The following is a 25,669-nucleotide window of genomic DNA, read 5'->3' as shown; positions in this document are numbered from 1 at the left end:
GTACACGCGAAGCGCCCCGCGCCCGATTCCTCGGGTGCGGGGCGCTTCGTTGCTCGCCCGGCCCATCAGACCGAGGTCACTCGGTCACGGCTGGGCGTTTGGGCGAAGTCCGCCGCGCTGCACGGCGCCCTCAAGGGGTGGGGAACTGCGCGACCGGCCGCAGACGGGCCGCGGCCGACTCACTCAACTTCCCGCGGAGCGCTTAGGCGGGGGTGACGTTCTCCGCCTGCGGGCCCTTCGGGCCCTGGGTGACGTCGAAGTTGACCTGCTGGTTCTCCTGCAGCTCACGGAAGCCGGTGGAGTTGATCGCGGAGTAGTGGACGAAAACGTCCGGGCCGCCGCCGTCCTGCGCGATGAAGCCGAAGCCCTTTTCCGCGTTGAACCACTTCACGGTGCCGGTTGCCATGTGTTTCCCCTGTCGAGGATCGCGGGGTACTGGCTTGTCAGTACCCCTGGGTGAGGTGATCGCCCTGGTCCTCGGACATTGCTGCACAGCAAACGCCCACGGCGTAAACCGCGGGCGTTGAGACTTCGGAACCACGACTACTGGCAAGGAAGTTAGCCGATCCGCAGTCGTCTGGCTACGGGCCGCAGCCGAACCGGCGACAAGATCCCGCCAGAGAGTGTTCCTCGGGCCCGGGCCCGGACGCCCTCCGGGCCCCCCGCCCCGGGGTGCGGCCTCAGGCCGGGCGCCCTTTCGGCCGCCGCAGCCCTGCCTGCGTGAGGCGGCGTACGAGCTCCTTCGAGCCGATCACGACCGCGCCCGCCCGCACCGCGTCGTCGTACCGGTCCGCGGGCACGTCGTAGTGATCACGTTCGAAGGCTCGCGGCGGGCAGCCGATGGACGCCGCGAACGCGTGCAGTTCCTCGTACGAGACGTCGCTGACCAGGTGCGACCACATGCGGCCATGACCCGGCCAGGTCGGCGGGTCGATGTACAGCGTCATCCGCCGAGACCGCCGACCGGGGCCACCACGACGCCCGCCTTGCCGCACACCCAGTGCGGATCGGGCCCGAGCTCCGGCTCCACGTCCAGGGCGTGCGGATCGCCCGCGTCGCACACCGGGCACAGCGGCCAGCGCCCGTACCGCTCCAGGAGCGCGTCCTGTACGTCCTGGGCGACGAGCCCCGCGACGTACTCCGTGCCCTCGGGCCACTGCTCGACCCACCAGCGCCGGTGAGTGACCGCGTCCTCGACCAGCGAGACGACGTCCGCGTGCGCCACGTCGCGCGCCGCCAGATCCGCCAGGACCAGGGCGCGGGCGGCGTGCAGGGCTTGCTCCAGAGGTTGTACGTCGTCCATGCCCTCCATTGTCACCCCGGCCGCGCCCGGAGCTGCGGGCAGCGGGACCAAGAGCCGGGCGGTGACGGGACCAAAGGGGGGTTGACCGGAGAAGAAGCCGAAAATATCTTTCAAGAGTGACCAATGACGTGAAGGAAAGTTTCAGCGGCGGCGCCCCGCCCGCACCGGCGGCCCTCGCGGCCAAGGTGCGCACGCTCGCGCCGTCCATGACCCGCTCCATGCAGCGGGTCGCCGAAGCCGTCGCCGGGGACCCGGCCGGCTGCGCGGCCCTCACGGTCACCGGCCTCGCCGAGCTCACCGGCACCAGCGAGGCCACCGTGGTGCGCACCGCCCGCCTGCTCGGCTACCCCGGCTACCGCGACCTGCGCCTCGCGCTCGCCGGGCTCGCCGCCCAGCAGCAGTCGGGGCGGGCCCCGGCCGTCACCGCCGACATAGCCGTCGACGACCCGATCGCGGACGTCGTCGCGAAGCTGGCCTACGACGAGCAGCAGACCCTCGCCGACACCGCGGCCGCCCTCGACACCGTCCAGCTCGGCGCAGCGGTCGGCGCGTTGGCGGGCGCCCGGCGCATCGACATCTACGGCGTCGGCGCCTCCTCGCTCGTCGGCCAGGACCTCGCGCAGAAGCTCCTGCGCATCGGCCTCATCGCACACGCCCACACCGACCCGCACCTCGCCGTCACCAACGCCGTGCAGCTGCGCTCCGGCGACGCGGCGGTCGCGATCACCCACTCGGGCTCCACCGGCGACGTCATCGAGCCGCTGCGGGTCGCCTTCGACCACGGCGCCACCACGATCGCGATCACCGGCCGCCCGGACGGCCCGATCTCGCAGTACGCCGACCACGTCCTGACCACCTCCACGGCCCGCGAGAGCGAACTGCGCCCGGCGGCCATGTCGTCCCGTACGAGTCAGCTCCTCGTCGTGGACTGCCTGTTCATCGGCATCGCCCAGCGCACGTACGAGACGGCGGCTCCGGCCCTGTCTGCGTCGTACGAGGCACTCGTCCACCGCCACAACCCCCGCACCCGCTAGCGCCGTACGCAGAGAAAGAGCCGCCCACGCCATGACCACCCAGGACTACGCCGAACTCCGCGCCGAGCTCGCCACCCTCACCACCGAGGCGTTCCGGCCCGATCTCGCGGAGATCGACCGGCTGCCGACCGCCGAGATCGCCCGGATCATGAACAGCGAGGACGCCACGGTCCCCGCGGCCGTGGCCGAGCAACTGCCCGACATCGCGGCGGCGATCGACGCCACGGCCGCACGGATGTCGCAGGGCGGCCGGCTGATCTACGCGGGCGCGGGCACGGCCGGGCGGCTCGGCGTCCTCGACGCGAGCGAGTGCCCTCCGACGTTCAACACCGACCCGTCCGAGGTCGTCGGCCTGATCGCGGGCGGCCCGTCCGCGATGGTCAAGGCGATCGAAGGCGCCGAGGACTCCAAGCTGCTGGCGGCGGAGGACCTGGACGCCCTGCACCTGACGCACCTCGACACCGTCGTCGGCATCTCGGCCTCGGGCCGCACCCCGTACGCGATCGGCGCGGTCGAGCACGCCCGGCGCGTGGGCGCCCTCACGATCGGCCTGTCCTGCAACGCGGGCAGCGCGCTCGCGGCGGCGGCCGAGCACGGCATCGAGGTCGTGGTGGGCCCGGAGCTGCTGACCGGCTCGACCCGCCTGAAGTCGGGCACGGCCCAGAAGCTGGTGCTCAACATGATCTCGACGATCACCATGATCCGGCTCGGCAAGACCTACGGGAACCTGATGGTCGACGTACGGGCCTCCAACGAGAAGCTGCGCGCCCGCTCGCGCCGCATCGTGGCGCTCGCGACCGGCGCGGACGACGCCGAGATCGAGGCCGCGCTCGCCGCGACGGACGGCGAGGTGAAGAACGCGATCCTGGTCATCCTCGGCGGCGTGGAGGGCGGCACGGCGGCCCGCCTCCTCGACGAGAGCCGGGGACACCTGCGCACGGCCCTGCACGCAGCCCCCTGATCCCGCTGACAGCTCCGCACAGCAAGGCACCAGCACCATGGCACCAGAGAACAAGAACCGCGCCACAGCCGCCGCGATCCTCCCGCTCGTCGGCGGTGCCCGGAACGTCGACTCGATCGCCCACTGCATGACCCGCCTCAGGCTCGTCCTCAAGGACCGCGCGCTGGTCCAGGACGAGGCGTTGAAGGCGCTGCCGGCAGTGCTGGGCGTGGTCGAGGACGACACGTACCAGATCGTCCTGGGCCCGGGAACGGTGGCGAGGGTGGCCCCGGAGTTCGAGGCCCTGGTGACGGAGGAAACCTCCCAACTCCCGCTCACAGCAGATGAGTGGGCAGACCGCGGCGCCGAACTGAAGGCAGCCCGCAAGCAGCGGAACGCCACCCCGTTCAAGCTCTTCCTCCGCCGGATCGCGAACATCTTCGTCCCGCTGATCCCGGCGCTGATCGGCTGCGGCATCATCGCGGGCCTGAACGGCCTGCTGGTGAACCTGGGCTGGCTGACGGGCGTGACCCCCGCGCTCGCCGCCATCGCGTCGGGCTTCATGGCGCTGATCGCGGTGTTCGTGGGCTTCAACACGGCGAAGGAGTTCGGGGGCACGCCGATCCTGGGCGGGGCCGTGGCGTCGATCATCGTGTTCGCGGGGGTAGCGAAGATCACGGTCTTCGGCCAGACGCTGGCACCGGGCCAGGGCGGCGTGCTGGGCGCCCTGGGGGCGGCGCTCCTGGCCGTATACGTGGAGAGGTGGTGCAGGAATGGGGTCTCCCCTGGTCGAGCGAAGTCGAGAGCTTGGGGAAGGGTTCCGGAAGCGTTGGACGTCCTGGTCACCCCCACCCTGACGGTACTGATCTCAGGCCTGGTCACTCTTTACGGCCTGATGTTCCTGGCGGGTGAGGTCTCGACGGGCATCGGCCACGGTGCGAACTGGCTCCTGGACAACACGGGCGCGTTCGCGGGTCTGGTCCTGGGCGGCCTGTTCCTGCCGCTGGTGATGCTGGGCCTGCACCAGGCGCTGATCCCGATCCACACGACGCTGATCGAGCAGCAGGGCTACACGGTGCTGCTCCCGATCCTGGCTATGGCTGGCGCGGGCCAGGTGGGCTGCGCGGTTGCGGTGTACCTCCGCGCGAAGAAGAACGAATCCCTCCGCACCACGATCAAATCAGCCCTTCCGGCGGGCTTCCTGGGCGTGGGCGAACCCCTCATCTACGGGGTTTCGCTCCCCTTGGGCCGCCCGTTCGTCACGGCGTGCGTGGGCGGGGCGGCGGGCGGAGCGTTCGTGGGCCTGTTCTCGATGCTGGGCGACAAGGTGGGCTCGACGGCGATCGGCCCGTCGGGCTGGGCCCTGTTCCCCCTGCTCCAGGGCAACCACGGCCTGGGCACGACGGCCGCGATCTACGCGGGCGGCCTGCTGACGGGTTACGTGGTGGGCTTCCTGGCCACGTACTACTTCGGCTTCACGCGCCAGTCGCTGACGGACCTGAACGCGGCGCCGGCCCCGACGGAGCCCGCCACCCCCAAGGCGATGGAACCGGCCCGCTCATAAGCTGGCACCAGCCCAACTGACGTGCGGCGAAGGCAAAGAGGGGGACGCGCCATGGACCACGCCCGAGGGAACCGGGCCCAGGAGACCGCACTCACCAAGGGGTACGCCCCCAAGGTGGCGAGGTTCCGCCTGACGGTGTCGTTCGCGAAGGCAGTCCTGGACCGCCGCACAGAACTGGGCCTGTCCCAGGCGGAGGTGGCCGAACGCGCGGGCCTCTCCCAGGCGAAGATCGCCCGCATCGAAAGCGCAGCCTCGTTCCCGACCCTCCCCCTGCTGCGCCGCCTGGCAGTGGGCCTGAACGCGTCGCTGAACATCGCGATGGACGCGGAGTCGGAACAGATCACCTTCAGTCCCCACCCTGCGGCCCGACCCCGCCGAGGTGACAAGTCAGCTCCCTAGCAAGGGGGTTGAGGCCCCGTCCCGCCCCCACTCCTCGAACTCCCCCACCACATCCCGCAGCCGCCACGGGGGGCTCTTCAGGAACATCCCCCGGAGCTCGGCCACCGGGACCGCCGCCGGGCGGTAGTCCTCGCCCTCGTAGAGGTCCTCGTGGTCCGGGTCCTCCATCGGGTCGTCCGGGACGCCCACGAAGGGGCCCTCCCACGTGTCCGGGTCCGTCGGCGCCGCCGGGTTCAGCTTCCACACCGCGCCCGCCCGTACGCACACCTCGCCCAGGTACCACGCCGGCGCGGTCACCCTCGGGGTGTGCTGGGCGGCCCGTACGTCCTCCCACTCGCACGACGCGAAGTCCGCCCGCACCGCCCGTTCCAGGGCGTCGACCGAGGGCGTCGAGAAGTCCCAGGTGCCCGGGTGCGACTCCGCCCATTCCGCGAACGCCGCCTCCTGCTCCGACAGCCACGCCCTCAGCCGGGGATGGTCCGTCCACTGATGTCCACTCATGGGCAACGAGGGTACGGGAGTGGTGTAAACGGCTTGTGGAGATGGAGAGTTGGGAGTTTGGGAGGCCGGAAAACTGTGGGGCTCCTGTGACGCGGGAGGGCTAGCGTGTGGTGCTGCGCGACGCCATTGAGCACGGGGGCCCCTGGTGTCGCCGCACGCTCCACGCCCACCTCTCCTGGGCTCCCGGGGAAAGACACGTTCGCGTGAACCATCCGATGTTCCGTACGACGTCTTCGATATCCACATCTACGCGCCGGCACCGCCTCTGGGCGCGCGCCGCGGTCGCTCTCGCCACCGTCGGCATCCTCTCCGTCAGCGGCCTGCCGCAGCTCCAGGGCACCGCCGACGCGGCGGTCAAGGCGATGCCCTGCGAGCAGATGTTCAAGCTCAAGGGCAAGCCCACGGACCCGGGCAAGCTGCCCTGGGCCAAGGGCGACGCCGTGCGGCCCGAGACCGACTGGGACTCCTACGGGTTCCCCAACCAGCGCGCGGCCATGGACGGCCTCACCCTGCCCGACGACCCCGCCGCCCGCGACAAGATCCTCGACAAGCTCGACAAGCCGTACAAGGACTACCCGGAAGGCACCCCCGACCGGGTCTACGCGACGTACAAGGACTACCTGAAGCGCAACGGCAACACCGACACCAAGTACGGCGGCTTCGGCAACTGGCTCAACGAGGCCTACATCGAGGTGTACGGGCGCCAGCCGCGCGGCGAGGCCTTCCACGGCAAGATCGTCAAAGACCTCGGACTGATCGGTCCCGACTGGATCTGCGAGGAGACCTTCGAGGTCACCGACCCGGAGACCGGCAAGTCCTACACACGGCGCTTCGACGCGGTCAACCACAAGACCAAGGAAGTCGTCGAGATCAAGTCCGGTGGCAACCATGACACCGAGCAGGCGCCGAAGGACCGCGCGTTCCTGAAGGACCCGAAGTACAAGGACTACAAGCTGCGGTACGCATTCGGCCAGCCGCAGTCCGAGGACACCGTCAAGTTCACCGACGGGCTCAAGAAGCTCGGCGGGCAGGGCCGGGTCACGACGTACGAGCACGTCTCCACGCCGGAGCCCGAGTTCCAGCCCGGCAAGTACACCGCGCAGGACACCGCGAAGAGCATCGGGCGCGGCTCCGACGTCATCCGGCAGTCGCCGCCGACCCCGGCCGACATGAAGCGCCAGATGGACCGCATCCGGGCCGCCGACCCGGAGGGCATGCGCGTGCGCGGCCCCGGCGGGGTCGACTTCTCCACGCTCGAACTCCGCTACGTCGGCAAGCCGGTCAAGGGCCAGGGCCTCAACTACTCGTTCTCCGCGAACAAGGTCGACGAGTCGTCCGGCCTCGGCTACGGCGGTCAGCAGAAGGCCGAGCTGATCTCGGACTCCTTCTTCACCTGGCTCGCCCTGACGCCCGAGAAGTTCTGGGTCAACCTCAACCCGGACCAGCCCGACAAGATCATGGACAGGACGTTCGGCAAGACCGACGCGGGACGCGTGCTGCTCCAGGCCGACCTGGAGATGAAGCACGACTACGCCAAGGACATGGACCCGCGTACGGGCGTCGGCAAGCAGCTCTGGGACAAGCTCACCGCCGAGCACATCCCCTGCACCCACGGCGTACGGAACTGGATCGTCCCCAAGCCGGCCGAGGTCCGCGAGCAGAACGGCGGGCTCTACATCCTCGACGCCCCGCTCAAGGTCAACTCCGTCCCGCAGGACTTCAAGACGCCGAGCCCCAACGGCAGTTGCAACCTCACCGAGGCCCAGCACAAGCGCGTCCAGGAGCTCATGGACGCGATGATCGTGCCGGACATCGAGAAGAAGGTGAACTCCGACGGCAAGTACGCCGACCTGCGCGCCGTCTACAACGCGCGGGTCGCGGCCGAGTGGATCCGCCAGCAGGACGCCAAGTCGCCGACGGACTACCACGCGATCATCAACAGCAACAAGGTCTCCGACTGGCCGCTGCGCGGCAAGAACGCGTCCTGGACGCCCGAGCAGACGTACAAGGACTACGTGAAGTCCTTCACCCAGGGCGACTACAGCTACCCCTGCGAGAAGGCCGGCCGCCCCGGCACCTGCGTCATGGGCGGCGTCGACTTCTCCAAGTCTCCCAAGCAGAACGTCACCCAGGCCAAGTTCACCACTGAGCACAAGAACCTGCCGCGTACGACCGACATCTCCGTCAAGGCGATGACGGACGACGCCGAGAACAAGGCCCTGCTCGCGCTCGGCGGCAACACCGCCGCGCACACCGGCACGGGCGGCGGTACGACCCCGACCCCGACCCCCACGCCGACCCACCCCGGCCAGCCCTCGACTCCCCCGGCCACCCACACCCCGAACCCCGGCCCCACCGGGGTGCCGTCCGGCGGTGACCACGCGAGCGGGGGCCTGGCCAACACGGGCACCCAGATCGCCACGGTGGCCGGCGCGGCCCTGGCTCTGCTTGGAGCAGGCGCGGGACTGGTGTGGCTCCGGCGCCGCCGCAGGGCCTCCGGCGGGGCGTGACCCTGAGGGTGCTTAGCCCTGGGGGCGCGGGGGGCTGGGCATTCGGCTGCGGGTACACCATGGCTGATCGCGCAGTCCCCCCGCGCCCCCGCGCGGAACCCGGTATCGCAAGGTCGCGCCCCTGGCGGCATGCGGTACGGGCATTCCCAGCCCGTCACGGGGGTCCCCCTGGCCCTTGAGGCCTTGGGGGAGTTCGAGGACGAGCGCCGTTGAGGCGCGAACGGGGTCCGGGGCGGAGCCTCGGCAGCCACCGGTCCGCACCCGGACATCCCGCCCCCGGCGGGTCTCGGGAAGGGGCGGGGAGGGGCCATCGGCGGTCTGGGGCGGAGCCCCAGGGGCCACCCCAGCCCGGCGGGCGATCAGTTGCTCAGCCCCGACGCAGTACCCCCACCCATCCGCGCCCCTTCAGGCCCGTACGCCCCGGACAGCACCGCCACCAGCCGCAGCGCCATGTCCAGGTTGCACCGCCCCAGGTCCACCAGCGGGAACAGCACGTGCCCCGCGCAGGTCAGCGGGTCGATCCGCAGCGACGGCAGCACCACCCCGGCCCGCGCCAGCTCCTCCCGCAGCTGCTCCACCGCCTCCTCCGTCGCCCGCACCCTCTCCACAGCCGTCAGCGCCATCTGCCTTGCCCTCCTGCAAACCGAGTGTCCTACTTTCCTTACCCAGCGTGGCCGAATCCAGCTAGCCTGACTACAGACGGCGACCCAACAACCCCGCATGTCCAGGGAGTTGCCCATGCCAGGCCCCAAGGACCTCGACCCGTCCTCCTCCCCTCGCGCCTTCCTCGGCGCCGAACTCCGCTTCGCCCGGGAAAAGTCCGGCCTCACCCAGGACGAACTCGGCCAGCCCCTCTTCGTCTCCGGCTCCTTCATCGGCCAGCTCGAATCGGGCACCCGCCGCATGCACCTCGAATACGCCCGCCAGATCGACCAGATCCTCGGCACGGAGGGCTTCTTCACCCGCAACTGCGTAGCCGCCGCGAAGTCCAAGTACCCGGACCACTTCGCCGAGGCGGCGGAGGCGGAGGCGGTGGCGACCGAGATCCGCGAGTACGCGCCCTCTCTCATCCCGGGCCTCCTTCAGACCGAGTCGTATGCGCGTGCCGTCTTCCGCGCCCACCGGCCCACCGCGACGGAGAGCGTTATCGACGACTTGGTGGCCACTCGCCTAGAGCGCACTCGACTCCTCGACGATCCAACAACACCCCTGATGTGGGCGGTACTTGACGAGTCCGTACTACGGCGGAGCGTGGGAGGTAAGGCAGTTATGGCGGAAGCTCTGGCTCATGTGGCCGCCCTTGGCTTCCGCCACCGGATCATCGTGCAGGTGCTGCGCTTCGACGCGGGAGCCCATGCGGCAATGAGCGGCGCCCTCAAGCTGATGGCCTTTACCGACGCTCCCTCTCTGGCGTTCATCGACGGCCTGGGCACCGGGCGGCTGGAAGACGATCCGGCCACCGTCGCCCGACACGAACTGACCTACGATTTGGTGGGGGCCAGCGCACTGTCACCGTCCGAATCCCTGGCCCTGATCGAATCAGTGGCAGAGGATTACGCCCATGAAGATCAGCCCTGAGTACGACCTGAGCAAGGCGAGTTGGCACAAGTCCAGCTACAGCGGCGGAGAGGGCGGCAACTGCCTCGAAGTCCGCGACGACGTGCCCCACATCGTCCCCGTACGGGACTCGAAGAACCCGGACGGACCCGTTCTCGTCTTCCCGGCCGCCGCCTGGTCCGCGTTCATCAAAGACGTACAGGCGTGAGGGGGCGGGACGACGAGCCCGTCTTCCGCAAGAGCAGGTTGGGCACCAACCGGTACGAGTACAACCCCGCGAACCCGGTGGGCCGCGCGCTGATCGTGGTCACGGTCATCGGGGTACTCATTGGCCTCGTCGTGATGGGGTCGTCGCACTGAAGGCTGAAGGGCCCGGGCGCTCAAGCCCCGGGCTCTTCGGCTGCCTGGCGAAAACATCGGCAATATGCGGCCAAGGCAGGGCATCGCATACGGCTCGAAGCTCACGCATCGAACGCCGAGCCGTGCTTGAAATTGAATGGGCGGAGGGCCTCAACCCGCCCTCCCTCCCGGCCAGTTGAGCGAGCAGTGCAGAGAATGCACACTTTCCGCGTTCGACTTGCGACGGAGGGTGACGACCCTCTAGCGTCCAAGGCAACAAATAGCCCCCGGGGCGCGCAAACACCTCCGGGGGCCGTCGCCAAGATCGATTCCAGCGATCCGGCGATGTGACCACCTAGATCGTCAGGACCGATCCGATGGCTGACAGCCACTTTAATAGCGCGCCCCCCGCCGCGCACCCAGACCCGCATCCCATGGCGAACCCGGGCTACGGAAAGCGGTGCGTACCCGGCCAACTGGCCCGCACGAACAACGACTTCTCGCACCTTCCGCCCCTTGAGGCCGCCGTCGCCGCGTACGTCGACCGGCTGCCGGAAGGCGCGGACATCTCCGTGAAAACGCTGGCCAAGGTGCTGCCGTACGGCCAGTGCGCCTTGCGAACCGCGCTGCAACGCCTCGTAGGCGCAGGTCACTTGCGCCGAGGCCGGGAGCACCTGCTCGGCTCGGACAGTGCACGCTGGGTGACCCGTACGTGGTTCTCGCGCACGGCGAGGGACGACGCGTGGTGGGCGGAATTCACCCGGGGGTGTGTAGCCGATGAACCGCCGCCGCCCGCACCGGCACCCGAGATCTCCCCCTCATCGACTCAACCCCCCACCCGGAGCCGGGCGTTCATACTGCTCGCCGCCCTGGGACGTACCGCACCGGCGCTCTCCCTCTCGGCACGGGACTGCTCGGACCTGGAGCCGCTGGTGATGCCGTGGTTCGAGCGCGGCGCGACGGAGCAGGACGTACTGCGCGCCCTGACGACCGGCCTCCCGACCCCGGTGTACAGCGCGGCCGCGATCACCCGGACCCGCCTTGTCGCCAAGCTGCCCCCGGAGCGTGCCGCGCCGGTACGCCCGGCGTTGCGCATCCTGGAGTGCGTGAAGTGCGGCGCCCCGGGCCGCCCGGAGGCCCTGCCGGGCGGCGAGTGCGGCCCGTGCCGAGGCGAACCCGAACCCCGCCCGACCGTCTCCACCCTCCCTTCCGAAAAGGTCCGCGCCCACGCCGCCGAGGCCCGCGCAGCAGCGAGCCGACGCCCCGAGAGGGCTCCCGCATGACCATGCAGCCCATCCGTGCGCGTGGCGGGGCACGATGTAGGGGAGGAGGCAACGCCATGACCCCCAGCACTGCCGAGCATCCCCAGATGTCCGTCGAGGACTTCGAGGAGCTCGCTCGCCACGCGCCCGAGACGGTGACGCTTGAGTTCGTCAACGGAAAGCTAGAGGTCAAGCCCGTGCCGGACGGCGACCACGTCACGATCTTCATGTGGCTGCTCCGACAGTGCATGCTGCACCGCCCTGACCTGGACCTGCACCCCGAGCAGGGCCTGAAGGTCGGGGCGTACCGCAATGGCCGCGCCAAGCCGGACGGCTCACTCGGACCGGTGGGCCATTTCGCCGGCCTGGGCGAATGGGCAGATCCAGTCGGCGTCCTCATGACCGTGGAGGTCACCTCCCCCGACTCCGGCACCGACCGCCGCGACCGCATCGAAAAGCGCGACGGCTACGCCCAGGCGGGTATCCCCGTCTACCTCCTTGTCGACCGGGATGCCAACGCCCTAGTCGTCCACAGCGACCCGCACGACGGCACGTACACGCAGACCACCTCCCACCCCTACGGCGCGACCGTCCAACTACCCGACCCGGTGAACATCCCCCTGGAAACCGAGAAGCTCAAGGACTACGCGTTCTAGAGCCCTAGCGGTTCATGCCGCCGAGGTCACCATCACGCCGAAGCCAGGAAGTTTCGCTCACGACGCGTCTCCCGCAAGCCACTCCCAGGACTACAAGTCCCCTATCGAACTGTCTACTTGGCGGACTTCACGGATATGTCGCCGTTGCTCGTGGTCAGGTTCAAGTGGTGGGCAGCGGACGCGGTATCGGGTATGCCGAGCTTCTTGTGGCCGTTCTGGGTCTGGGCCGCGACCTGGTACTGGGCGGACGGGGCGGTCACCGTGATGCTGCCGTTGGTGGTCTGCGCCGTGACGTTCTGCACCGTGGCCGGAGTCAGGGAGATCGAGCCGTTGGACGCCCGGGCTGTAGTGGCCGTGCCCTTCAGGCCGTTGGCGTCGATCGAGCCGTTGGTAGTGCGGATGTCGACCGGGCCCGTCGCGTCGTGCACCTTCACCCCGCCGTCGGTCGTGGACACCTTCACCTCGCCGACCGACGACAGGCTCAGCGCGCCCGCTTCGGTCGAGCCCGTGACCGGGATACCGGCGGGCACATCCACCGTGTAGTCCACCGAGCAGTGGCCGGAGCAGCCCTCCAGTACCAGCACGCCGTTCTCGACGTGGTATGTAGTGCCGTCCGGCTTGGACTTGCCCCGGTAGTTCACCTCTCGGTGCACGGCCGCCTTGGTGAGGCCCCGCTTACCGCGTATGCGGAAGCCGTCCGAGTTACCGTCGATCCGTACTGCGGTGATCTTGTCCTTGACGGTCGCGTCGTCCTTGAACGTCTTGTCGTCCAGCGGCCCGCACGCGCCCAGCGCGCCGACCGCAAGGGTGGTGAGGCTCACGGCCGCGATGGTGCGGATCCGCAGTCGTGTGGTGCTCATGGAACCCCCCCGATTTTGCGTCTTGCGTCACGTACGTCATTTGCTTGCCAGTTGGGGCGGTCCCAGCCCCCCTCTCATCACAAATGATGCCCATCCCGCATGCGCCGCACCATGGTGCCAGCACTACCTTGACCTTCGTATTCTCCGTACCTCCAGGGTTCGGAACAGCGCAGAACGGGCTCGGAACGGAGTCGGATAACGTCGAGGCAGCACTACCGGGCGCTATGCCACACGGCCGCAGAGCCGGACACCGGCGCGCAGGCCCAGGCAGCAGGTCGTGAACTCCGCCTCTACTTTCAGATTGAAGGCAACTCATTGGGGCTGCTGCAGCCATGTCGCTTCGCTGACCGCGCGGCGAAGGAAGAGAGTGCCTGGCGCTCGGAGGCACCGACTGAGCCATGGGGGACGAGAGGTTCCAGCGTGTACAGCGCTGTGCCGGTGGGGCATGACGCGGTGATCCAGAACTTGCCGTCGTTGGTGCCTCTGGCGCCGACGTAGTCGTACGGGTTGCGCCAAGGGTTGCGACGAGGGGCGTTCGTGTACGGACCGTAGTAGGCGGCGAGGCGGAATGTCGGGACGCCCGCGGCGTCGGCCAAGAGACATTGCTCGATCGGCGCCGCGGCGTCCGCCGCTGACTCGTACGAGGGCGCGCTGATGCCCTGGCACGTGCCCGACGCGGCTCCGTCCTTCTTCAGGTCGGTGAACGCGTCGGCCAAGGCGCCCTGCACCTTCGAGGCGTCGGGCTGTGCACACCCCTGATCCTTCGCCGCAGCACTGAGGGCTCGGGTGACCAAGACGGCCATTCCGTCGCGGTCTTCCTGCACACTGCGGGTCGAGGGGGCCCGGCTAGCTGTCAGGTTGAGTACCAGATCATCGTCCGCTCCCTTCCCGCAGGGCAGAAAGGCGGTGGCGTACGGCTTTGTATCGCTTCCCGCGGACACCGCTGCCGGCCAGCCCTTGCCCACGGGAACCAGCATCTCGGCGGGGCGCTTGGTGAGGAACAAGCCCGTGTTGTTCTTGATCCACTCTGCGTCCCGGCCACGCTGAACGGATATCGCCACGAAGGCATGGGTGCCACCGGGGTCGTAGGCCAAGCACCCCGCACCGCCGGTACCCTTGCCGCTCACTCGGTCCGCGCCCAGTGCCCTTTGCACCTCGGAGGCGTCGACCAGGCCTCGGCACGCGTCGTCCAGCGCACGTGCGTCACGCCAGTCGTCGTAGGTTCCGGTGGCGTAGACAATGCCGCCTCCGGCCACGAGAACGGCAGCTGCCGCTGCAGCAGCGATGACGGGCTTCTTCATGAGGACATCCCTCGGTGCAGGTCGGCGAGGGCTTGGTTGCGTGCTGAGCCGTAGTGCAAGTTCATTTGATCCTGCAGATAGATGGCGCGAGAGTCTTTCGTATAGTCCATGCCACGCGTCGTCTCCCACTGTTGGACCATGCCGAGGGCTCCTTGCGATTTGGCCCCCATATCCGCGGCTACCTTGGCATTGGCAATCTGGTCTGCTTCCGCCTTCACATCCTTGGACCATTCATAGGTAGCGCCGTCCACCGCCCGCTGTGCCACGTCTCCGACGACGGGGATGATCGTCAGGGGTGCGCCGACCGCGTGGTAGGAGTACCGGGCCACGTCGTCGATCCACGCCTTGTGTGCGTCGCGGTCGTCGAGGATGACGTCGGCGCCGATGGCATTGAAGACGCCGGCTCCCATGCCCACGTCGGCAACGCGGTTCTCCCAGTCCTTGTTGTTGCTGTCCGTCGCTTCGGCCCCATACAGCGCTTGGGCGGACTGGGCGCGCTCGGCGTCGTAGAGGTGGGCAAAATTCTGCGGGTTGTCAGAGACCCCCCGCAGCACGCGGGTCAGGGAGCCCTGGGCGACGTTGAGGTGGCCGCCATTGGCGTCCTGGAAGACAGAGCCTCCTTCGTCATATCTGTAACGGGGATCGTGCGTCAGGGTGTTGTGGGTGTCCGGGGCATAGTCCACCAGGGCTCGGGCGATCGGGTCACGCAGGTTGGCGGGGATGCTGTCGCCGTTTGAGTCCTGGTCGAGGACGTTCACTGTTTGCTGCATGATGCGTGCTTCGGCATCGCTGTGTTTTCCGTCGCTCTGCTGGGATGTGTCACCGGCGGCGTGGCCGGTGCTTCCGGCCTCGATCGCGGCACCGAGCCCCACACGGTTATCTCCGTCGGCAGCATCAGGAGCGTTCATTTCTCGCTCACCCTGCCACTCAGTGGTGTTGACGACGTTCCAGTCTCGTTCGTGGAGCAGGTAGTGGAGACGGTCGTTGGTGCCACCGGCGTGCGGGTCGAGATAGCCGGTGGACGCCTCCGCATCACGGCCCATGATGCCCAGCACACCGTCAACCGGGTCGTTGGCGAACCAGCCGTCGTTTTTGCCGCTGAAGCCGCCGCCGTACAGGTCCCAGACGTTCGCGTGGTCCTTCTCCGTGGCAATCATGTCGTCGGTGACGTCGGAGAGGAACTGCGGGGAGTAGCCGTGCCCCTGCTGCATCAGCGTGGCCAGGCTCTGGTAACCGCGTACCTGCTGACCGTGCCCCTTGGCGATCGTGTTGACTCTGTCCCCGGCCGCCTTGAGGTCGTACTCGTCAGCGCCGTGCTCCCGCAGGTCGTTGCGCCACTTGATATAGAACTGGGCGTCGTCGGTCCTCAGCCAGCCGTTGAAAGCGTCGTAGTACCCCTGTGACCCGAAGATCAGGTGCTTGCCGTTCATGTCCTTGAAGTCCGGGACACGGGTGGCGGTCGCCAGCGAGTCGGATATGCCTCCGTTGATCTGCAGGTAGGCGTCCTTGTTCTTCGTGTCGTTAAAGTACGCCAGATCGTCGATCTTGTTGGTGAGCTTGAAGGCCTTGTCCGCGCCGAGGGAGTCGAGGAATGTCTGGCTGAAGACCTTGTCACCGGAGTTGTCGCGCATCAGGCGCTGCCACTCCTTCAGATCGTCGCCTTCGAGTTTGTCACCGGCCAAAACTTGGTCCGCGTACGTTTTGGCCTCGCGCGCCTCGTACACCTCGATGTCGCCGACCGCGGCCCCGTTGAAGGTGTGGCCAAGCCCCAGAGCACCGTCCGCCACCCTCTGGAAGAAGTCTTTGACGCCCGCGGCTTCACGAAGGGCCAGGCTGACGCCCTGGTCGGCGTCGTCGACCGCCCTGACCGCATCCTTGATGCTCTGCGTCCAGGTCTCCGCGGCTGCCTTCCCCTTCTTGACGGTCTCGTCATAGTCCGTCCTGTACGGGCTCAACTTGTCAGGGTTGTAGACCGCCTGACCCTGGTTGTTGACGTGCATCCCGTTCTTCTGGGCCTGTTCGACGAGATCCCGCACGTGGCTGATCCGCTGGGCGAACTGCCCGTACGCGTCCCGCAGAATAGAAGAGATCGCGCGCGCCTCCACCTGGGCATCGGCGAACTGCTTCCGCGTCGCGGCAAACTGCGCCGAGGCCGCTTCGGCGCTTTCGCCGACCCAGCCCCCGTCCTTCGCGACGCCTTCCACCTGGGCCTTGTACAGACTCTCCGGTCTGGTGAACTGGTCGGCCATGTCGTCCCAGCCCTGGGCAAGATCCGTCAGCGCACCTATGCGGGCAGTGACCACATCCTGATATGTGAGCATGCTCGTCCCCGTCTCCTAGACCTCGTGCCGAGGGACAGGCTCGGTGTGTATCTGCGCGACCTGGCTCTTCACTCCGTGGTCGATGTCCTTGAAGTCCTGCTTGGTCTGCTCCAGCGCCGCCTGATCAGATGCCAGGCGGCCCTTCAAGTTCTCCACCTGCTGCTCCCATTCGTTCTGCGCGTCCCCCAACGCAGAACCGAATGCCCAGCCCGAGAACGCCCGGGCCACCGATGCCGAGCCCTCTTCGGTATGACGGCCGGCCTTGTCCGTCCCGTGTCGTATGTCCCCCCGTAACGCCTTGACCGCCGCCGCTTTCCCCGAGCCATTCGTCCTCAGATCGTCCGCGCCGCCGGTTGCGCCACCGCCCGCACCGTCCAGCCGCATCTGATTCTGACGCCGCACCACCGCGTCGGTTTTCAACTGCTCCCACTCATCCCATGCCATCTCAGAAGCTCCTCGTACGATCGCTGCCTTCATGCCCCGGCCACCCCAACCCCTGGTTCTGTGCGGCTACTTGAGCCCGGGCGGCTGCCGCTCGGCGGTTACGGGCGCGAAGGAACCAGAGGCCGAGGAGCATGCCAGTGAGTGCCAAGGCACCAATTCCCAGGGGCAAGGCGTACGTTGATGCCTTGCTTTCGCCGGCCTCTGCCGCCGGGGGCGCCTCGTGCCCGGCGGGGCTCTCGGTGGAGCTCCCCTTGGGCTTTGACGCGGGGGGCGCAGCTGGCGGGGTGAGATCGGGCAGGGGGTATACGTCGGCGGGGCCGGGGTCGCCGGGGTTCTCCAGGGCGACGCGGGGGCGGACGATCCCGTAGCCGATCGAATCGTTCCGCTTGGCGCCGTCTGTGGGGGCACCGACTGTGTTGAGCATGACGCGCAGGACCTGGTTGTTGGTCCAGGTTGGGTGCTTGGACCAGATCAGGGCGGCGGAGGCGGAGGCTAGGGCGGTGGCGTCGCTTGTGCCGTGTGATGTGCACAGGCCGGTCTCGCTCATGCAGGCGTGCACCATGTCGTCGCCAGGTGCGGCCAGGTCCACCTGGGGACCGTATTCGGACTCAGCGGTCTTGCGAAGGTCTTTGCCCACCGCCGATACGCCGACCACGCCTGGTGTAGCGGCCGGGTACTCGACCTCATTGCCGACATTGCCGCTGTTACCCACGGCGGCGAAGACCAACGCACCCTTGTCCAAGGCGTACTTCACTGCTGCGGTCAGCTGTGGTGAACCTTCGCTTCTCCCCAGGGAGAGATTGATGACTTTCGCGTTCTGGTCGGCTGCGTAGCGGATCGCCTGGGGAGCAATCGTATGGAACCGCTTGTCACCTTCGGCCTGGTTGGCGGCAGTCCCCGCCTTCGGCATGCGAATCGGGAGAATCTTTGTGCCTGGGGCCAGGCCGAAAGCACCCCTTCCGCCGTGGGACGCCCCCGTTCCCGCAATGAGCCCAGCCATGCTGGTGCCGTGTCCGTCGTAGTCGGTGTGTTCGTCACCCGGCTGATCTTGTGCGAAGTCCTTGCCCGGCAGGACCTGCCCGCGCAGATCGGCATTGGTCGGGTCAACGCCTGTGTCGATCACAGCGACAGTGATGCCTTTGCCCGTGCTGGTCCGCCACATCTCCTCGGCCTTCATGGCATCGAGGAACCATTCGTCCTCGCGCGGTGAATTCGCCAAGGCCGGTGCAGCAGTCGCTCCCACCAGCAACACGCCGCACAACGCCGATACCGCAGCGGATCCGCGCCTGCGTCGAACACTGCTCCTTGGCATGGGTTTCCCTCGCGCCTTTCCCGAACGCACTAGTCGATGACCGGCGGCACGGCGCGCCCGGCGCCCTGCTGCCACGTCTCTTCGTCCTCAATGAGGTAGCCGGCGGCCCCCTCACGCCGTGGGCGCGCCTTTTGGGAGTCCCCGGGTGCCTTGCCACCACGGGCGCCGCCCGGAGTCGCACCAACCGGCCTCCCGCCCGAGATGCCTCCTCGCTCCGCACCGGCACCTGCCGACGTGGAAGAGGTAGCGCCCCGCCGCCCCGGCTGCTGCGCACTGCCGCCGCTCACCCCGCCGCTCGCGGACGGGAAACGCCGGCCAGGAGCCGTTCCCGGCCTGCCAGACGCCGTTCCGGGTTGGCCAAATGCCGCTCCCGGCCGACCAGCCACCTGCCCGGCGGGACTGGCTCCCGTGACGGGCCCTGCTGCGCCATGGCCTGCCGCTTCGCCGGCCCCCACGACGGTTCCCTTGGGGATGCCGCCACCCGATCGACCCACGGGTGCGGGCATAGGACGACCGCCGGTGATCCCGGGGCTGCTGTCCGGCATGCGAATGGGGCTGCGCCCAGACGCATTCTGTCCAGGCTGCAGCAGAGGACCTTCCCCGGCCGTAGACCGCCCCGGGCCCGTCGGGCCCGGAGGCACGCTCAGCCCTCCACCGAAAGCCGACGGCGGCATACGTACTACCGACAAGTCACCGCTGTTGGTCGGAGGCTGGCTCGGCACGCTCCCGACAGGGGTCGGTGTCTGTGCTGTCTGCGGCAACGTGGCCACGGAGTCGATGTCCAGCTTCGCGGGCTGCTGGGCGTCCCCCAATGCGGGATGCCCTGGCAAGGGGTTGCTCGAATGGGGCGTCGGGTCGGGGCTGCCGTAAGCGGAAGCTTGGGTTTGCGCCGGGTGCCTCGGGGCGGCGCGGCCAGTTGAAGAGGCATCCCCAGCCGCATCGCTGGAATTCGGCCTGCCTCTGCCGGTGCTCTTCGAATCGTAGTTTTCCGGCGCAATCGCCTGCGGCGGCGGCGGAAACTTAGGCCGCTCCAAGCCATTCATCTGCGTCGCAGACTGCTGGTACGCCTGCCCCAGCTTCCGCATCTGCGCGACGGCCTCCTGCCGCACCTTCTCCTTGTCCGCTTCCAGCGCCGCCAGCTCGGCCGCCGACTTCTTGCTTATCGCCGCCGCGTCCGGGTCGTTGTGCGCTTTCTGGGCCGCGTCCAGGTTCCCTTGCGCGCCCCCCTTGTCGCGGGGGATGGCGACCTGGGCCAATGCGATCGCGTCGGAGGCGTGGCCCAGCCATGTCGACGAGCCCTCGCTGAAGTCGCCCAGCCTCAGCGTGGCGTTGGCCAGGTCCGCGCTCCAGGTGCGGAACGCGTCCGCGCCCGCGCCCTTCCACTCCACCCACTGCGGGCGGACCTTCAGGTCGTCCGCGATCTTCCGGATCTCCTTGGCCGCCGCCGCCAGCCGGTCGGCGGCCCCCTGCACGGTGCCGCTGTTGGCCTGGTCCAGCCAGGCCAGCATGGCTTCGTGGCTCATGCCCTCGAACGGCGTGCTGCCACCGGCGTTCCCCTTGCCGCCCATCAGATCGTCCCTCCGGCGTCGCCGCCCGACGGCGACTGGCTCGGCTTGTCCGGCTGACTCGGCTGGTTCGCACCGCTTCCCGGATGAGTCTCCGGCTTGGCGTGCCCGGGGTCGTAATCGCCGCCGTAGTGCTTCTTGGTCTCCACGGCGATCGCCGCCATGCGCTGGCGGATCTCCGCGTCGATGTTCTGGTAGCCCTTGTGCGAAGCCAGCACCGCGATGCCCATGCCCTCGATGGAGTCCGACAGCAACCTGGACAGACTCTCCAGCTCGGCGATCACCGTCTCGTACGAGGTGAACAGACCCGAGGCTTCGGCGAACGCGCCGCCCCCGCCCCCGAACTGGTCGCGGGCCAGCCGCTCTTGGCCCACCTCGCCCGGTCCGGCCGGAGAGCCCTTGAGGTTCCGGATCAGCTCATCCACGCGCTGCTGGAACGTCGTGAACGACGTCAGCTCGGTGACCACGTCCCCCGCGGCCGCCTGCGCCACAGCGAGCGCGTTGAACGGCCAAGACGGCGACTCCGACGCCGCCCCACCCCCGTTTGGTGGCAAAACACCCTCCCCGTACAGCACTGTTCTCACCTGCAACGCAACTCTAACTATCGGTAGTTGCGGTTCCCAGGCGTCCCCTCGCAAAGTGCGGCGCAAACAGGCCAATGTGGGCTGCGGATCGACGGAACTGCTCGCTCGCGGTCTGGTTCGGAAAAACGACCGAGGGCGGCACCCCCACGATGGGGATGCCGCCCTCGGCGTACAGCCAGGAGCTACTGAGCCGGGGCTCAGAAGTCCATGTCACCGCCCGGCATGCCGCCCGGAGCGGCCGCAGCGGCCTTCTCCGGCTTGTCGGCGATGACGGCTTCGGTGGTCAGGAACAGCGCGGCGATGGAGGCGGCGTTCTGCAGGGCAGAGCGCGTCACCTTCGCCGGGTCGATGATGCCTTCGGCGATCATGTCGACGTACTCGCCCGTGGCGGCGTTCAGACCGTGGCCGACGGCCAGGTTGCGCACCTTCTCCACGACGACGCCACCCTCGAGACCACCGTTGACGGCGATCTGCTTCAGCGGGGCCTCAAGGGCGAGCTTCACGGCGTTGGCGCCGGTCGCCTCGTCACCCTCGAGCTCCAGCTTCTCGAACACCGCGGAGGCCTGGAGCAGGGCCACGCCACCACCGGCGACGATGCCCTCCTCGACGGCCGCCTTCGCGTTGCGAACGGCGTCCTCGATGCGGTGCTTGCGCTCCTTGAGCTCGACCTCGGTGGCCGCGCCCGCCTTGATGACGGCCACGCCGCCGGCGAGCTTGGCGAGGCGCTCCTGGAGCTTCTCGCGGTCGTAGTCCGAGTCGCTGTTCTCGATCTCGGCGCGGATCTGGTTGACGCGGCCCTGGACCTGGTCGCTGTCACCGGCACCGTCGACGATCGTCGTCTCGTCCTTGGTGATGACGACCTTGCGGGCGCGGCCGAGCAGGTCGAGACCGGCGTTCTCCAGCTTGAGGCCGACCTCCTCGGAGATGACCGTGCCGCCCGTGAGGATGGCGATGTCACCGAGCATGGCCTTGCGGCGGTCACCGAAGCCCGGGGCCTTGACGGCGACGGACTTGAAGGTGCCACGGATCTTGTTGACGACCAGGGTCGACAGGGCCTCGCCCTCGACGTCCTCGGCGATGATCAGCAGCGGCTTGCCCGACTGCATGACCTTCTCCAGGAGCGGGAGCAGGTCCTTCACGGAGGAGATCTTGGAGTTGACGATCAGGATGTACGGGTCATCCAGGGCCGCCTCCATGCGCTCCATGTCGGTCGCGAAGTACGCCGAGATGTAGCCCTTGTCGAAGCGCATGCCCTCGGTGAGCTCAAGCTCAAGACCGAAGGTCTGCGACTCCTCGACGGTGATGACGCCTTCCTTGCCGACCTTGTCCATGGCCTCGGCGATGAGCTCGCCGATCTGGGTGTCGGCGGCGGAGATGGAGGCCGTCGAAGCGATCTGCTCCTTGGTCTCGACATCCTTCGCCTGCTCCAGGAGGGCGGCGGAGACGGCCTCGACGGCCTTCTCGATGCCGCGCTTCAGGGCCATCGGATTGGCGCCGGCGGCCACGTTGCGCAGACCCTCGCGCACCAGGGCCTGGGCCAGGACGGTCGCGGTGGTCGTACCGTCACCGGCGACGTCGTCCGTCTTCTTGGCGACTTCCTTGACCAGCTCGGCGCCGATCTTCTCGTACGGGTCCTCGAGCTCGATCTCCTTGGCGATGGAAACACCATCGTTGGTGATCGTGGGGGCGCCCCACTTCTTCTCGAGGACGACGTTGCGGCCCTTGGGGCCGAGGGTGACCTTGACGGCGTCGGCGAGCTGGTTCATCCCGCGCTCGAGACCGCGCCGTGCCTCCTCGTCGAACGCGATGATCTTGGCCATGTGAAGTGGTCCTCCCGGACAGGGGTGGCGTTCTTCGTGGATCGCGCCGGCGCCCGCGACGGACGGCCTGCGGCCCTTGTGGTTCCTTGCCCCACGCGGGCTGCGGGCCTCACTGACCCGATCCAAGTTCTGTCACTCTCACTGGGAGAGTGCTAAGCCCAATGATTAGCACTCGGCACCTGCGAGTGCAAGCGAGTCTCTTGAACCGGGCGCCTCCACTTACCGGTGCCGCCCGGTCTCCCGGGGGCGGCGGGGGCTCCGCCCCCACACCCCGGCTCCTGCGGAGGCTGTCCGTTTCGTCCGCGGGCCGTGCGTGGCTTGCCGCGCCCACGCGGCGGAGCCCGCGAATGTCGCAGACCCGCGCCCCTGACCCCGTTTTCGGCCTGCGGACCGTGGGTATTGCTCGCGCAGTTCCCCGCGCCCCTCAAACCCGATCTCCACCGCGGGTCGTACGTGGTTGCTCGCGCAGTTCCCCGCGCCCCTAAACCCCCCTCGACGTGCAGGCCGTGCGTAGTGCTCGCGCAGTTCCCCGCGCCCCTCAAACCCGATCTCCACCGCGGGTCGTACGTGGCTGGGCGCGCCGTTCCCCGCGCCCCCAGCAGCGTTGCCTCTCGCAGGGGCGGCCCCGGCAGGGGGCAATTCCAGCCCGTCACAGGGGTTCCCCCTTGCCCTTAAGGCCTTGAGGGAGAGGGGGAACGGCCTCCGGCGTGAACGGGGTCCGGGGCCGAGCCCCGGTGCATGGGAGGGCTTAGGAACGCGTGAAGGGGGCCACCCTTTTGGGCAGCCCCCTTCATGCGTGAGTGCGTCGGTGGCCGATCGCGCCGAGATCAGACGGCGAGCTTGACCATGTCCGCCTGCGGACCCTTCTGGCCCTGCGAGATCTCGAACTCGACTCGCTGACCTTCTTCAAGGGTGCGGTAACCGTCCATCTGGATCGCGCTGTAGTGGACGAAAACATCCGCACCACCGTCGACCGCGATGAAGCCGTACCCCTTCTCCGCGTTGAACCACTTGACGGTGCCCTGAGCCATGCCTAACTCCCCTATTACTGGCCCTTGCACGGGACCACACTTCGCGGACCCGGGTCAGACCTCCACCCTCCGACAGGAGAGGGTGTGCGCCGGAACGCGTCGACCGCGGCTGAATGTATCTGCCCAACTGCCCTCTGCAACAGGTCAATCGGACGAGAATTCCGGGCACCCGCCGAGAGCGGAATGCCGTGAATTCAACATTCCGGGGCAAGTCGGGCCGGGCAAAGCGCACTTAAGGAACAAAGGACACACACACTTTGACCTCATGTTGTCGCGTTCTCATATGCACTTGGCACTCGAAGCGAAGGCGCTTCCCCAACTGTACCCCGCTCAACCATGCTGAATTGCCCCCTCCGCTTCTTGCGCGGAGGGGGCAACTCAAAGTTCAGCTCTGGGTACGGGCGAAGGCGAACGATCCGTCCGTCAGCCGCCCGCCACCGCGGGAATGATCGAGACGCCCGCGCCTTCCGGGGTGGCCGTCTGGAGGCCCTGCTCGAAGCGCACGTCGTCGTCGTTGACGTACACGTTGACGAAGCGGCGCAGCTTGCCCTGGTCGTCCAGGACGCGCGCGGCGATGCCGGTGTGGTTCTTCTCCAGGTCGGCGATGACCTCGGCGAGGGTGGCGCCCTCGGCGGCGACCTCGGCCTGGCCGCCGGTGTAGGTGCGGAGAATCGTGGGGATGCGGACGTTCACGCTCATGGTTCGGTGCTCCTAGTCGTTCAGGTCGGCGGTGGCTCAGTGGGCGAGGCTCCCGTGCGGCAGCGCCTCAGTGGGCGAGGCCGGCTTCGCGGAAGGCGTCCAGGCTCGGGCGGATGGTCGCGGTCGCCTGGGACGTGGCGGCCACCGCGTCCAGGGTCTTGAGCCCGTCACCGGTGTTGAGCACGACCGTGGTGAGCGACGGGTCGATCAGACCGGCCTCGATGAGCTTCTTGGTGACGCCGACCGTCACGCCGCCCGCGGTCTCCGCGAAGATGCCCTCGGTCCGGGCGAGGAGCTTGATCGCGTCGACGATCTGCTCGTCGTTCACGTCCTCCACCGCGCCGCCGGTGCGGCGCGCGATGTCCAGGACGTACGGACCGTCCGCCGGGTTGCCGATCGCGAGCGACTTGGCGATGGTGTCCGGCTTCTGGGGGCGTACGACGTCGTGACCGGCCTTGAAGGCGGTCGACACCGGGGAGCAGCCCTCGGCCTGCGCGCCGAAGATCTTGTACGGCTTGTCCTCGACGAGGCCGAGCTTGATGAGCTCCTGGAGGCCCTTGTCGATCTTCGTGAGCTGGGAGCCCGAGGCGATCGGGATGACCAGCTGGTCCGGCAGCTGCCAGCCGAGCTGCTCGCAGATCTCGTACGCCAGCGTCTTGGAACCCTCGCCGTAGTACGGCCGCAGGTTGACGTTGACGAAGCCCCAGCCCTCGCCCAGCGGGTCGCCGATGAGCTCGGAGCAGAAGCGGTTCACGTCGTCGTAGTTGCCCTCGATGCCGACGAGCTCGCCGCCGTACACCGCGGCCATGACGACCTTGCCCTGCTCCAGGTCGTGCGGGATGAACACGCAGGAGCGGAAGCCGGCCCGCGCGGCGGCGGCGCCGACCGCGCCCGCCAGGTTTCCGGTGGAGGAGCAGGAGAGCGTGGTGAAGCCGAAGGCGCGCGCGGCCTCCAGGGCCTGCGCCACGACGCGGTCCTTGAAGGAGTGCGTCGGGTTGCCGGAATCGTCCTTGACGAACAGCTTGCCGGGCTCGACGCCCAGCTCGCGCGCCAGGTTCTCGGCCTTGACGAGCTTGGTGAAGCCCGGGTTCAGGTTCGGCTTGTCGGCCACGTCGGCGGGGACGGGCAGCAGCGGCGCGTAACGCCAGATGTTCTCGGGACCCGCCTCGATCTGCTTGCGCAGCGCCTCGGGGTCGCCGAGCGGCAGGTCATAAGCCACTTCGAGCGGTCCGAAACACAGTTCACAGGCGAAGATCGGGCCAAGTTCGAAACGCTGGCCGCACTCGCGGCAGGAAAGCCCGGACGCCGGACCGAGATCAACGGCACGGCCGGCAGAGGTACGGTTTTCGACAGTCTGTGCAGACATGGAGGGGAGGCCCTTTCTCCTCATCTTCCTCATGGCGAACATCGCCATGAGACGGATTTGGCACCTTCCCTAGCCGGTGGCCTCGTGTCTTGGATCGGTGAAAACGATCGACGAGAACCGACTGGAGGGTTGCCGGGGCTTCAACGGGCCGTTTCCCTCTGCCCCTCTGGATGAGCGGTATTCGATTGTCAGCGTGACGACGACCCCCGACATGCGACGGTCATCCGCGTTGTTCAAGACTGTAACCGAAGGCCGGGACGGTTGAGATAGTCGTCCGAACCGCGAGATGGATCACATGAGG

At 68.2% G+C, this 25,669-nt stretch carries 26 protein-coding genes and 1 riboswitch; of the genes, 10 read left to right on the top strand and 16 right to left on the bottom strand.

Going from position 1 to position 25,669, the window contains the following annotated elements; translation table 11 throughout:
• Positions 1-202 precede the first annotated feature (202 nt).
• The 3 genes from ABD346_RS06110 to ABD346_RS06100 all read right to left on the bottom strand — a co-directional run bounded on the left by ABD346_RS06110 (position 203) and on the right by ABD346_RS06100 (position 1,303).
• Positions 203-406: a cold-shock protein gene (locus ABD346_RS06110; protein ID WP_053724154.1), complete on the bottom strand. Its 204-nt coding sequence runs from the start codon at positions 404-406 to the stop codon at positions 203-205.
• 274 nt (positions 407-680) lie between these two features.
• Entirely contained in the window at positions 681-947 is a 267-nt protein-coding gene (locus tag ABD346_RS06105) for a DUF4031 domain-containing protein (RefSeq protein ID WP_344372510.1), read from the bottom strand.
• Complete coding sequence (locus ABD346_RS06100) at positions 944-1,303, bottom strand: hypothetical protein (RefSeq protein WP_053724152.1); 360 nt, start codon at positions 1,301-1,303, stop codon at positions 944-946. Before ABD346_RS06100 ends, ABD346_RS06105 begins: the two co-directional genes overlap by 4 nt.
• Before the next feature lie 116 nt (positions 1,304-1,419).
• Here ABD346_RS06100 and ABD346_RS06095 point away from each other — a divergent pair, with 116 nt between their 5' ends.
• Genes ABD346_RS06095 through ABD346_RS06080 form a run of 4 tightly spaced genes read left to right on the top strand, consistent with a single transcriptional unit; the run spans position 1,420 to position 5,240 of the window.
• Positions 1,420-2,337, top strand: a complete 918-nt coding sequence (locus ABD346_RS06095) for a MurR/RpiR family transcriptional regulator (RefSeq protein WP_344372508.1) — start codon at positions 1,420-1,422, stop codon at positions 2,335-2,337.
• Between the two features lie 31 nt (positions 2,338-2,368).
• Positions 2,369-3,298 carry an N-acetylmuramic acid 6-phosphate etherase gene (gene murQ / locus ABD346_RS06090; protein WP_344372505.1) on the top strand — a complete coding sequence of 310 codons (930 nt, stop codon included), beginning with the start codon at positions 2,369-2,371 and terminating at the stop codon, positions 3,296-3,298.
• A gap of 37 nt (positions 3,299-3,335) precedes the next feature.
• Positions 3,336-4,841, top strand: coding sequence for a PTS transporter subunit EIIC (locus tag ABD346_RS06085; protein WP_344372503.1), 1,506 nt, complete (start codon positions 3,336-3,338; stop codon positions 4,839-4,841).
• A 51-nt stretch (positions 4,842-4,892) separates the two neighbouring features.
• Positions 4,893-5,240: a helix-turn-helix domain-containing protein gene (locus tag ABD346_RS06080; protein ID WP_344372500.1), complete on the top strand. Its 348-nt coding sequence runs from the start codon at positions 4,893-4,895 to the stop codon at positions 5,238-5,240.
• Here the strand turns inward: ABD346_RS06080 and ABD346_RS06075 are convergent.
• Positions 5,229-5,741: a hypothetical protein gene (locus tag ABD346_RS06075; protein ID WP_344372497.1), complete on the bottom strand. Its 513-nt coding sequence runs from the start codon at positions 5,739-5,741 to the stop codon at positions 5,229-5,231. The two genes, ABD346_RS06080 and ABD346_RS06075, sit on opposite strands and share 12 nt — an antisense overlap.
• Positions 5,742-5,944: 203 nt before the next feature.
• Between ABD346_RS06075 and ABD346_RS06070 the strand changes: the two genes are divergently transcribed.
• On the top strand, positions 5,945-8,251 hold the full coding sequence (locus ABD346_RS06070) for an LPXTG cell wall anchor domain-containing protein (protein WP_344372495.1): 2,307 nt from the start codon (positions 5,945-5,947) through the stop codon (positions 8,249-8,251).
• A gap of 359 nt (positions 8,252-8,610) precedes the next feature.
• On the opposite strand, the gene ABD346_RS06065 is transcribed toward ABD346_RS06070, so the two are convergent.
• On the bottom strand, positions 8,611-8,874 hold the full coding sequence (locus ABD346_RS06065; protein WP_344372493.1) for a hypothetical protein: 264 nt from the start codon (positions 8,872-8,874) through the stop codon (positions 8,611-8,613).
• Between the two features lie 115 nt (positions 8,875-8,989).
• Here ABD346_RS06065 and ABD346_RS06060 point away from each other — a divergent pair, with 115 nt between their 5' ends.
• From ABD346_RS06060 to ABD346_RS06040, 5 genes are all read left to right on the top strand, one after another.
• On the top strand, positions 8,990-9,829 hold the full coding sequence (locus tag ABD346_RS06060; protein ID WP_344372490.1) for a helix-turn-helix domain-containing protein: 840 nt from the start codon (positions 8,990-8,992) through the stop codon (positions 9,827-9,829).
• Positions 9,813-10,016 carry a DUF397 domain-containing protein gene (locus ABD346_RS06055; protein ID WP_344372487.1) on the top strand — a complete coding sequence of 68 codons (204 nt, stop codon included), beginning with the start codon at positions 9,813-9,815 and terminating at the stop codon, positions 10,014-10,016. Before ABD346_RS06060 ends, ABD346_RS06055 begins: the two co-directional genes overlap by 17 nt.
• Complete coding sequence (locus ABD346_RS06050; RefSeq protein ID WP_344372484.1) at positions 10,013-10,168, top strand: hypothetical protein; 156 nt, start codon at positions 10,013-10,015, stop codon at positions 10,166-10,168. The genes ABD346_RS06055 and ABD346_RS06050 overlap by 4 nt, the downstream gene beginning before the upstream one ends.
• 413 nt (positions 10,169-10,581) lie before the next feature.
• The gene (locus tag ABD346_RS06045) at positions 10,582-11,430 is read left to right on the top strand and encodes a hypothetical protein (protein ID WP_344372482.1); all 849 of its coding nucleotides are present in this window, start codon (positions 10,582-10,584) and stop codon (positions 11,428-11,430) included.
• A 56-nt stretch (positions 11,431-11,486) separates the two neighbouring features.
• Positions 11,487-12,065 (top strand): Uma2 family endonuclease, encoded by a 579-nt coding sequence (locus ABD346_RS06040; protein ID WP_344372479.1) that lies wholly within the window; start codon positions 11,487-11,489, stop codon positions 12,063-12,065.
• A 113-nt stretch (positions 12,066-12,178) separates the two neighbouring features.
• On the opposite strand, the gene ABD346_RS06035 is transcribed toward ABD346_RS06040, so the two are convergent.
• The 11 genes from ABD346_RS06035 to thrC form a co-directional block, all read right to left on the bottom strand.
• Positions 12,179-12,925 (bottom strand): DUF4097 family beta strand repeat-containing protein, encoded by a 747-nt coding sequence (locus ABD346_RS06035; protein WP_344372478.1) that lies wholly within the window; start codon positions 12,923-12,925, stop codon positions 12,179-12,181.
• 296 nt (positions 12,926-13,221) lie between these two features.
• The gene (locus tag ABD346_RS06030; RefSeq protein WP_344372476.1) at positions 13,222-14,226 is read right to left on the bottom strand and encodes a hypothetical protein; all 1,005 of its coding nucleotides are present in this window, start codon (positions 14,224-14,226) and stop codon (positions 13,222-13,224) included.
• Complete coding sequence (locus ABD346_RS06025) at positions 14,223-16,547, bottom strand: hypothetical protein (protein WP_344372473.1); 2,325 nt, start codon at positions 16,545-16,547, stop codon at positions 14,223-14,225. The genes ABD346_RS06030 and ABD346_RS06025 overlap by 4 nt, the downstream gene beginning before the upstream one ends.
• A 15-nt stretch (positions 16,548-16,562) precedes the next feature.
• Entirely contained in the window at positions 16,563-16,991 is a 429-nt protein-coding gene (locus ABD346_RS06020; RefSeq protein WP_344372471.1) for a hypothetical protein, read from the bottom strand.
• Between the two features lies 1 nt (position 16,992).
• On the bottom strand, positions 16,993-18,168 hold the full coding sequence (gene mycP, locus ABD346_RS06015; RefSeq protein WP_344372468.1) for a type VII secretion-associated serine protease mycosin: 1,176 nt from the start codon (positions 18,166-18,168) through the stop codon (positions 16,993-16,995).
• 164 nt (positions 18,169-18,332) lie between these two features.
• Positions 18,333-19,871: a translation initiation factor IF-2 gene (locus ABD346_RS06010; protein ID WP_344372465.1), complete on the bottom strand. Its 1,539-nt coding sequence runs from the start codon at positions 19,869-19,871 to the stop codon at positions 18,333-18,335.
• Complete coding sequence (locus ABD346_RS06005; RefSeq protein ID WP_344372462.1) at positions 19,871-20,359, bottom strand: hypothetical protein; 489 nt, start codon at positions 20,357-20,359, stop codon at positions 19,871-19,873. The genes ABD346_RS06010 and ABD346_RS06005 overlap by 1 nt, the downstream gene beginning before the upstream one ends.
• Before the next feature lie 290 nt (positions 20,360-20,649).
• Positions 20,650-22,272, bottom strand: a complete 1,623-nt coding sequence (groL, locus tag ABD346_RS06000; protein WP_344372460.1) for a chaperonin GroEL — start codon at positions 22,270-22,272, stop codon at positions 20,650-20,652.
• A gap of 827 nt (positions 22,273-23,099) precedes the next feature.
• Complete coding sequence (locus ABD346_RS05995; protein WP_005315736.1) at positions 23,100-23,303, bottom strand: cold-shock protein; 204 nt, start codon at positions 23,301-23,303, stop codon at positions 23,100-23,102.
• 423 nt (positions 23,304-23,726) lie between these two features.
• Positions 23,727-24,002 carry a MoaD/ThiS family protein gene (locus ABD346_RS05990; RefSeq protein ID WP_189965133.1) on the bottom strand — a complete coding sequence of 92 codons (276 nt, stop codon included), beginning with the start codon at positions 24,000-24,002 and terminating at the stop codon, positions 23,727-23,729.
• Between the two features lie 67 nt (positions 24,003-24,069).
• Positions 24,070-25,368, bottom strand: coding sequence for a threonine synthase (thrC, locus tag ABD346_RS05985; protein WP_344372455.1), 1,299 nt, complete (start codon positions 25,366-25,368; stop codon positions 24,070-24,072).
• A 17-nt stretch (positions 25,369-25,385) separates the two neighbouring features.
• Positions 25,386-25,545, bottom strand: a riboswitch (SAM riboswitch).
• Between the last annotated feature and the right edge of the window lie 124 nt (positions 25,546-25,669).

It is taken from the genome of Streptomyces mauvecolor (assembly GCF_039532965.1).
GTDB classification, from domain to species: domain Bacteria; phylum Actinomycetota; class Actinomycetes; order Streptomycetales; family Streptomycetaceae; genus Streptomyces; species Streptomyces violascens.
Note: the sequence above shows the minus strand (reverse complement) of the source record. Positions and strands in the feature narration are given on the sequence as shown.

What these genes read in the sequence shown, in the direction of transcription:
- ABD346_RS06110 (WP_053724154.1), bottom strand. Translation starts at nt 406, where the DNA reads ATGGCAACCGGCACCGTGAAGTGGTTCAACGCGGAAAAGGGCTTCGGC.
- ABD346_RS06105 (WP_344372510.1), bottom strand. Translation starts at nt 947, where the DNA reads ATGACGCTGTACATCGACCCGCCGACCTGGCCGGGTCATGGCCGCATG.
- ABD346_RS06100 (WP_053724152.1), bottom strand. Translation starts at nt 1,303, where the DNA reads ATGGACGACGTACAACCTCTGGAGCAAGCCCTGCACGCCGCCCGCGCC.
- murQ (WP_344372505.1), top strand. Translation starts at nt 2,369, where the DNA reads ATGACCACCCAGGACTACGCCGAACTCCGCGCCGAGCTCGCCACCCTC.
- ABD346_RS06085 (WP_344372503.1), top strand. Translation starts at nt 3,336, where the DNA reads ATGGCACCAGAGAACAAGAACCGCGCCACAGCCGCCGCGATCCTCCCG.
- ABD346_RS06080 (WP_344372500.1), top strand. Translation starts at nt 4,893, where the DNA reads ATGGACCACGCCCGAGGGAACCGGGCCCAGGAGACCGCACTCACCAAG.
- ABD346_RS06075 (WP_344372497.1), bottom strand. Translation starts at nt 5,741, where the DNA reads ATGAGTGGACATCAGTGGACGGACCATCCCCGGCTGAGGGCGTGGCTG.
- ABD346_RS06065 (WP_344372493.1), bottom strand. Translation starts at nt 8,874, where the DNA reads ATGGCGCTGACGGCTGTGGAGAGGGTGCGGGCGACGGAGGAGGCGGTG.
- ABD346_RS06060 (WP_344372490.1), top strand. Translation starts at nt 8,990, where the DNA reads ATGCCAGGCCCCAAGGACCTCGACCCGTCCTCCTCCCCTCGCGCCTTC.
- ABD346_RS06055 (WP_344372487.1), top strand. Translation starts at nt 9,813, where the DNA reads ATGAAGATCAGCCCTGAGTACGACCTGAGCAAGGCGAGTTGGCACAAG.
- ABD346_RS06045 (WP_344372482.1), top strand. Translation starts at nt 10,582, where the DNA reads ATGGCGAACCCGGGCTACGGAAAGCGGTGCGTACCCGGCCAACTGGCC.
- ABD346_RS06040 (WP_344372479.1), top strand. Translation starts at nt 11,487, where the DNA reads ATGACCCCCAGCACTGCCGAGCATCCCCAGATGTCCGTCGAGGACTTC.
- ABD346_RS06035 (WP_344372478.1), bottom strand. Translation starts at nt 12,925, where the DNA reads ATGAGCACCACACGACTGCGGATCCGCACCATCGCGGCCGTGAGCCTC.
- ABD346_RS06030 (WP_344372476.1), bottom strand. Translation starts at nt 14,226, where the DNA reads ATGAAGAAGCCCGTCATCGCTGCTGCAGCGGCAGCTGCCGTTCTCGTG.
- ABD346_RS06025 (WP_344372473.1), bottom strand. Translation starts at nt 16,547, where the DNA reads ATGCTCACATATCAGGATGTGGTCACTGCCCGCATAGGTGCGCTGACG.
- ABD346_RS06020 (WP_344372471.1), bottom strand. Translation starts at nt 16,991, where the DNA reads ATGGCATGGGATGAGTGGGAGCAGTTGAAAACCGACGCGGTGGTGCGG.
- mycP (WP_344372468.1), bottom strand. Translation starts at nt 18,168, where the DNA reads ATGAAGGCCGAGGAGATGTGGCGGACCAGCACGGGCAAAGGCATCACT.
- ABD346_RS06010 (WP_344372465.1), bottom strand. Translation starts at nt 19,871, where the DNA reads ATGGGCGGCAAGGGGAACGCCGGTGGCAGCACGCCGTTCGAGGGCATG.
- groL (WP_344372460.1), bottom strand. Translation starts at nt 22,272, where the DNA reads ATGGCCAAGATCATCGCGTTCGACGAGGAGGCACGGCGCGGTCTCGAG.
- ABD346_RS05995 (WP_005315736.1), bottom strand. Translation starts at nt 23,303, where the DNA reads ATGGCTCAGGGCACCGTCAAGTGGTTCAACGCGGAGAAGGGGTACGGC.
- ABD346_RS05990 (WP_189965133.1), bottom strand. Translation starts at nt 24,002, where the DNA reads ATGAGCGTGAACGTCCGCATCCCCACGATTCTCCGCACCTACACCGGC.
- thrC (WP_344372455.1), bottom strand. Translation starts at nt 25,368, where the DNA reads ATGTCTGCACAGACTGTCGAAAACCGTACCTCTGCCGGCCGTGCCGTT.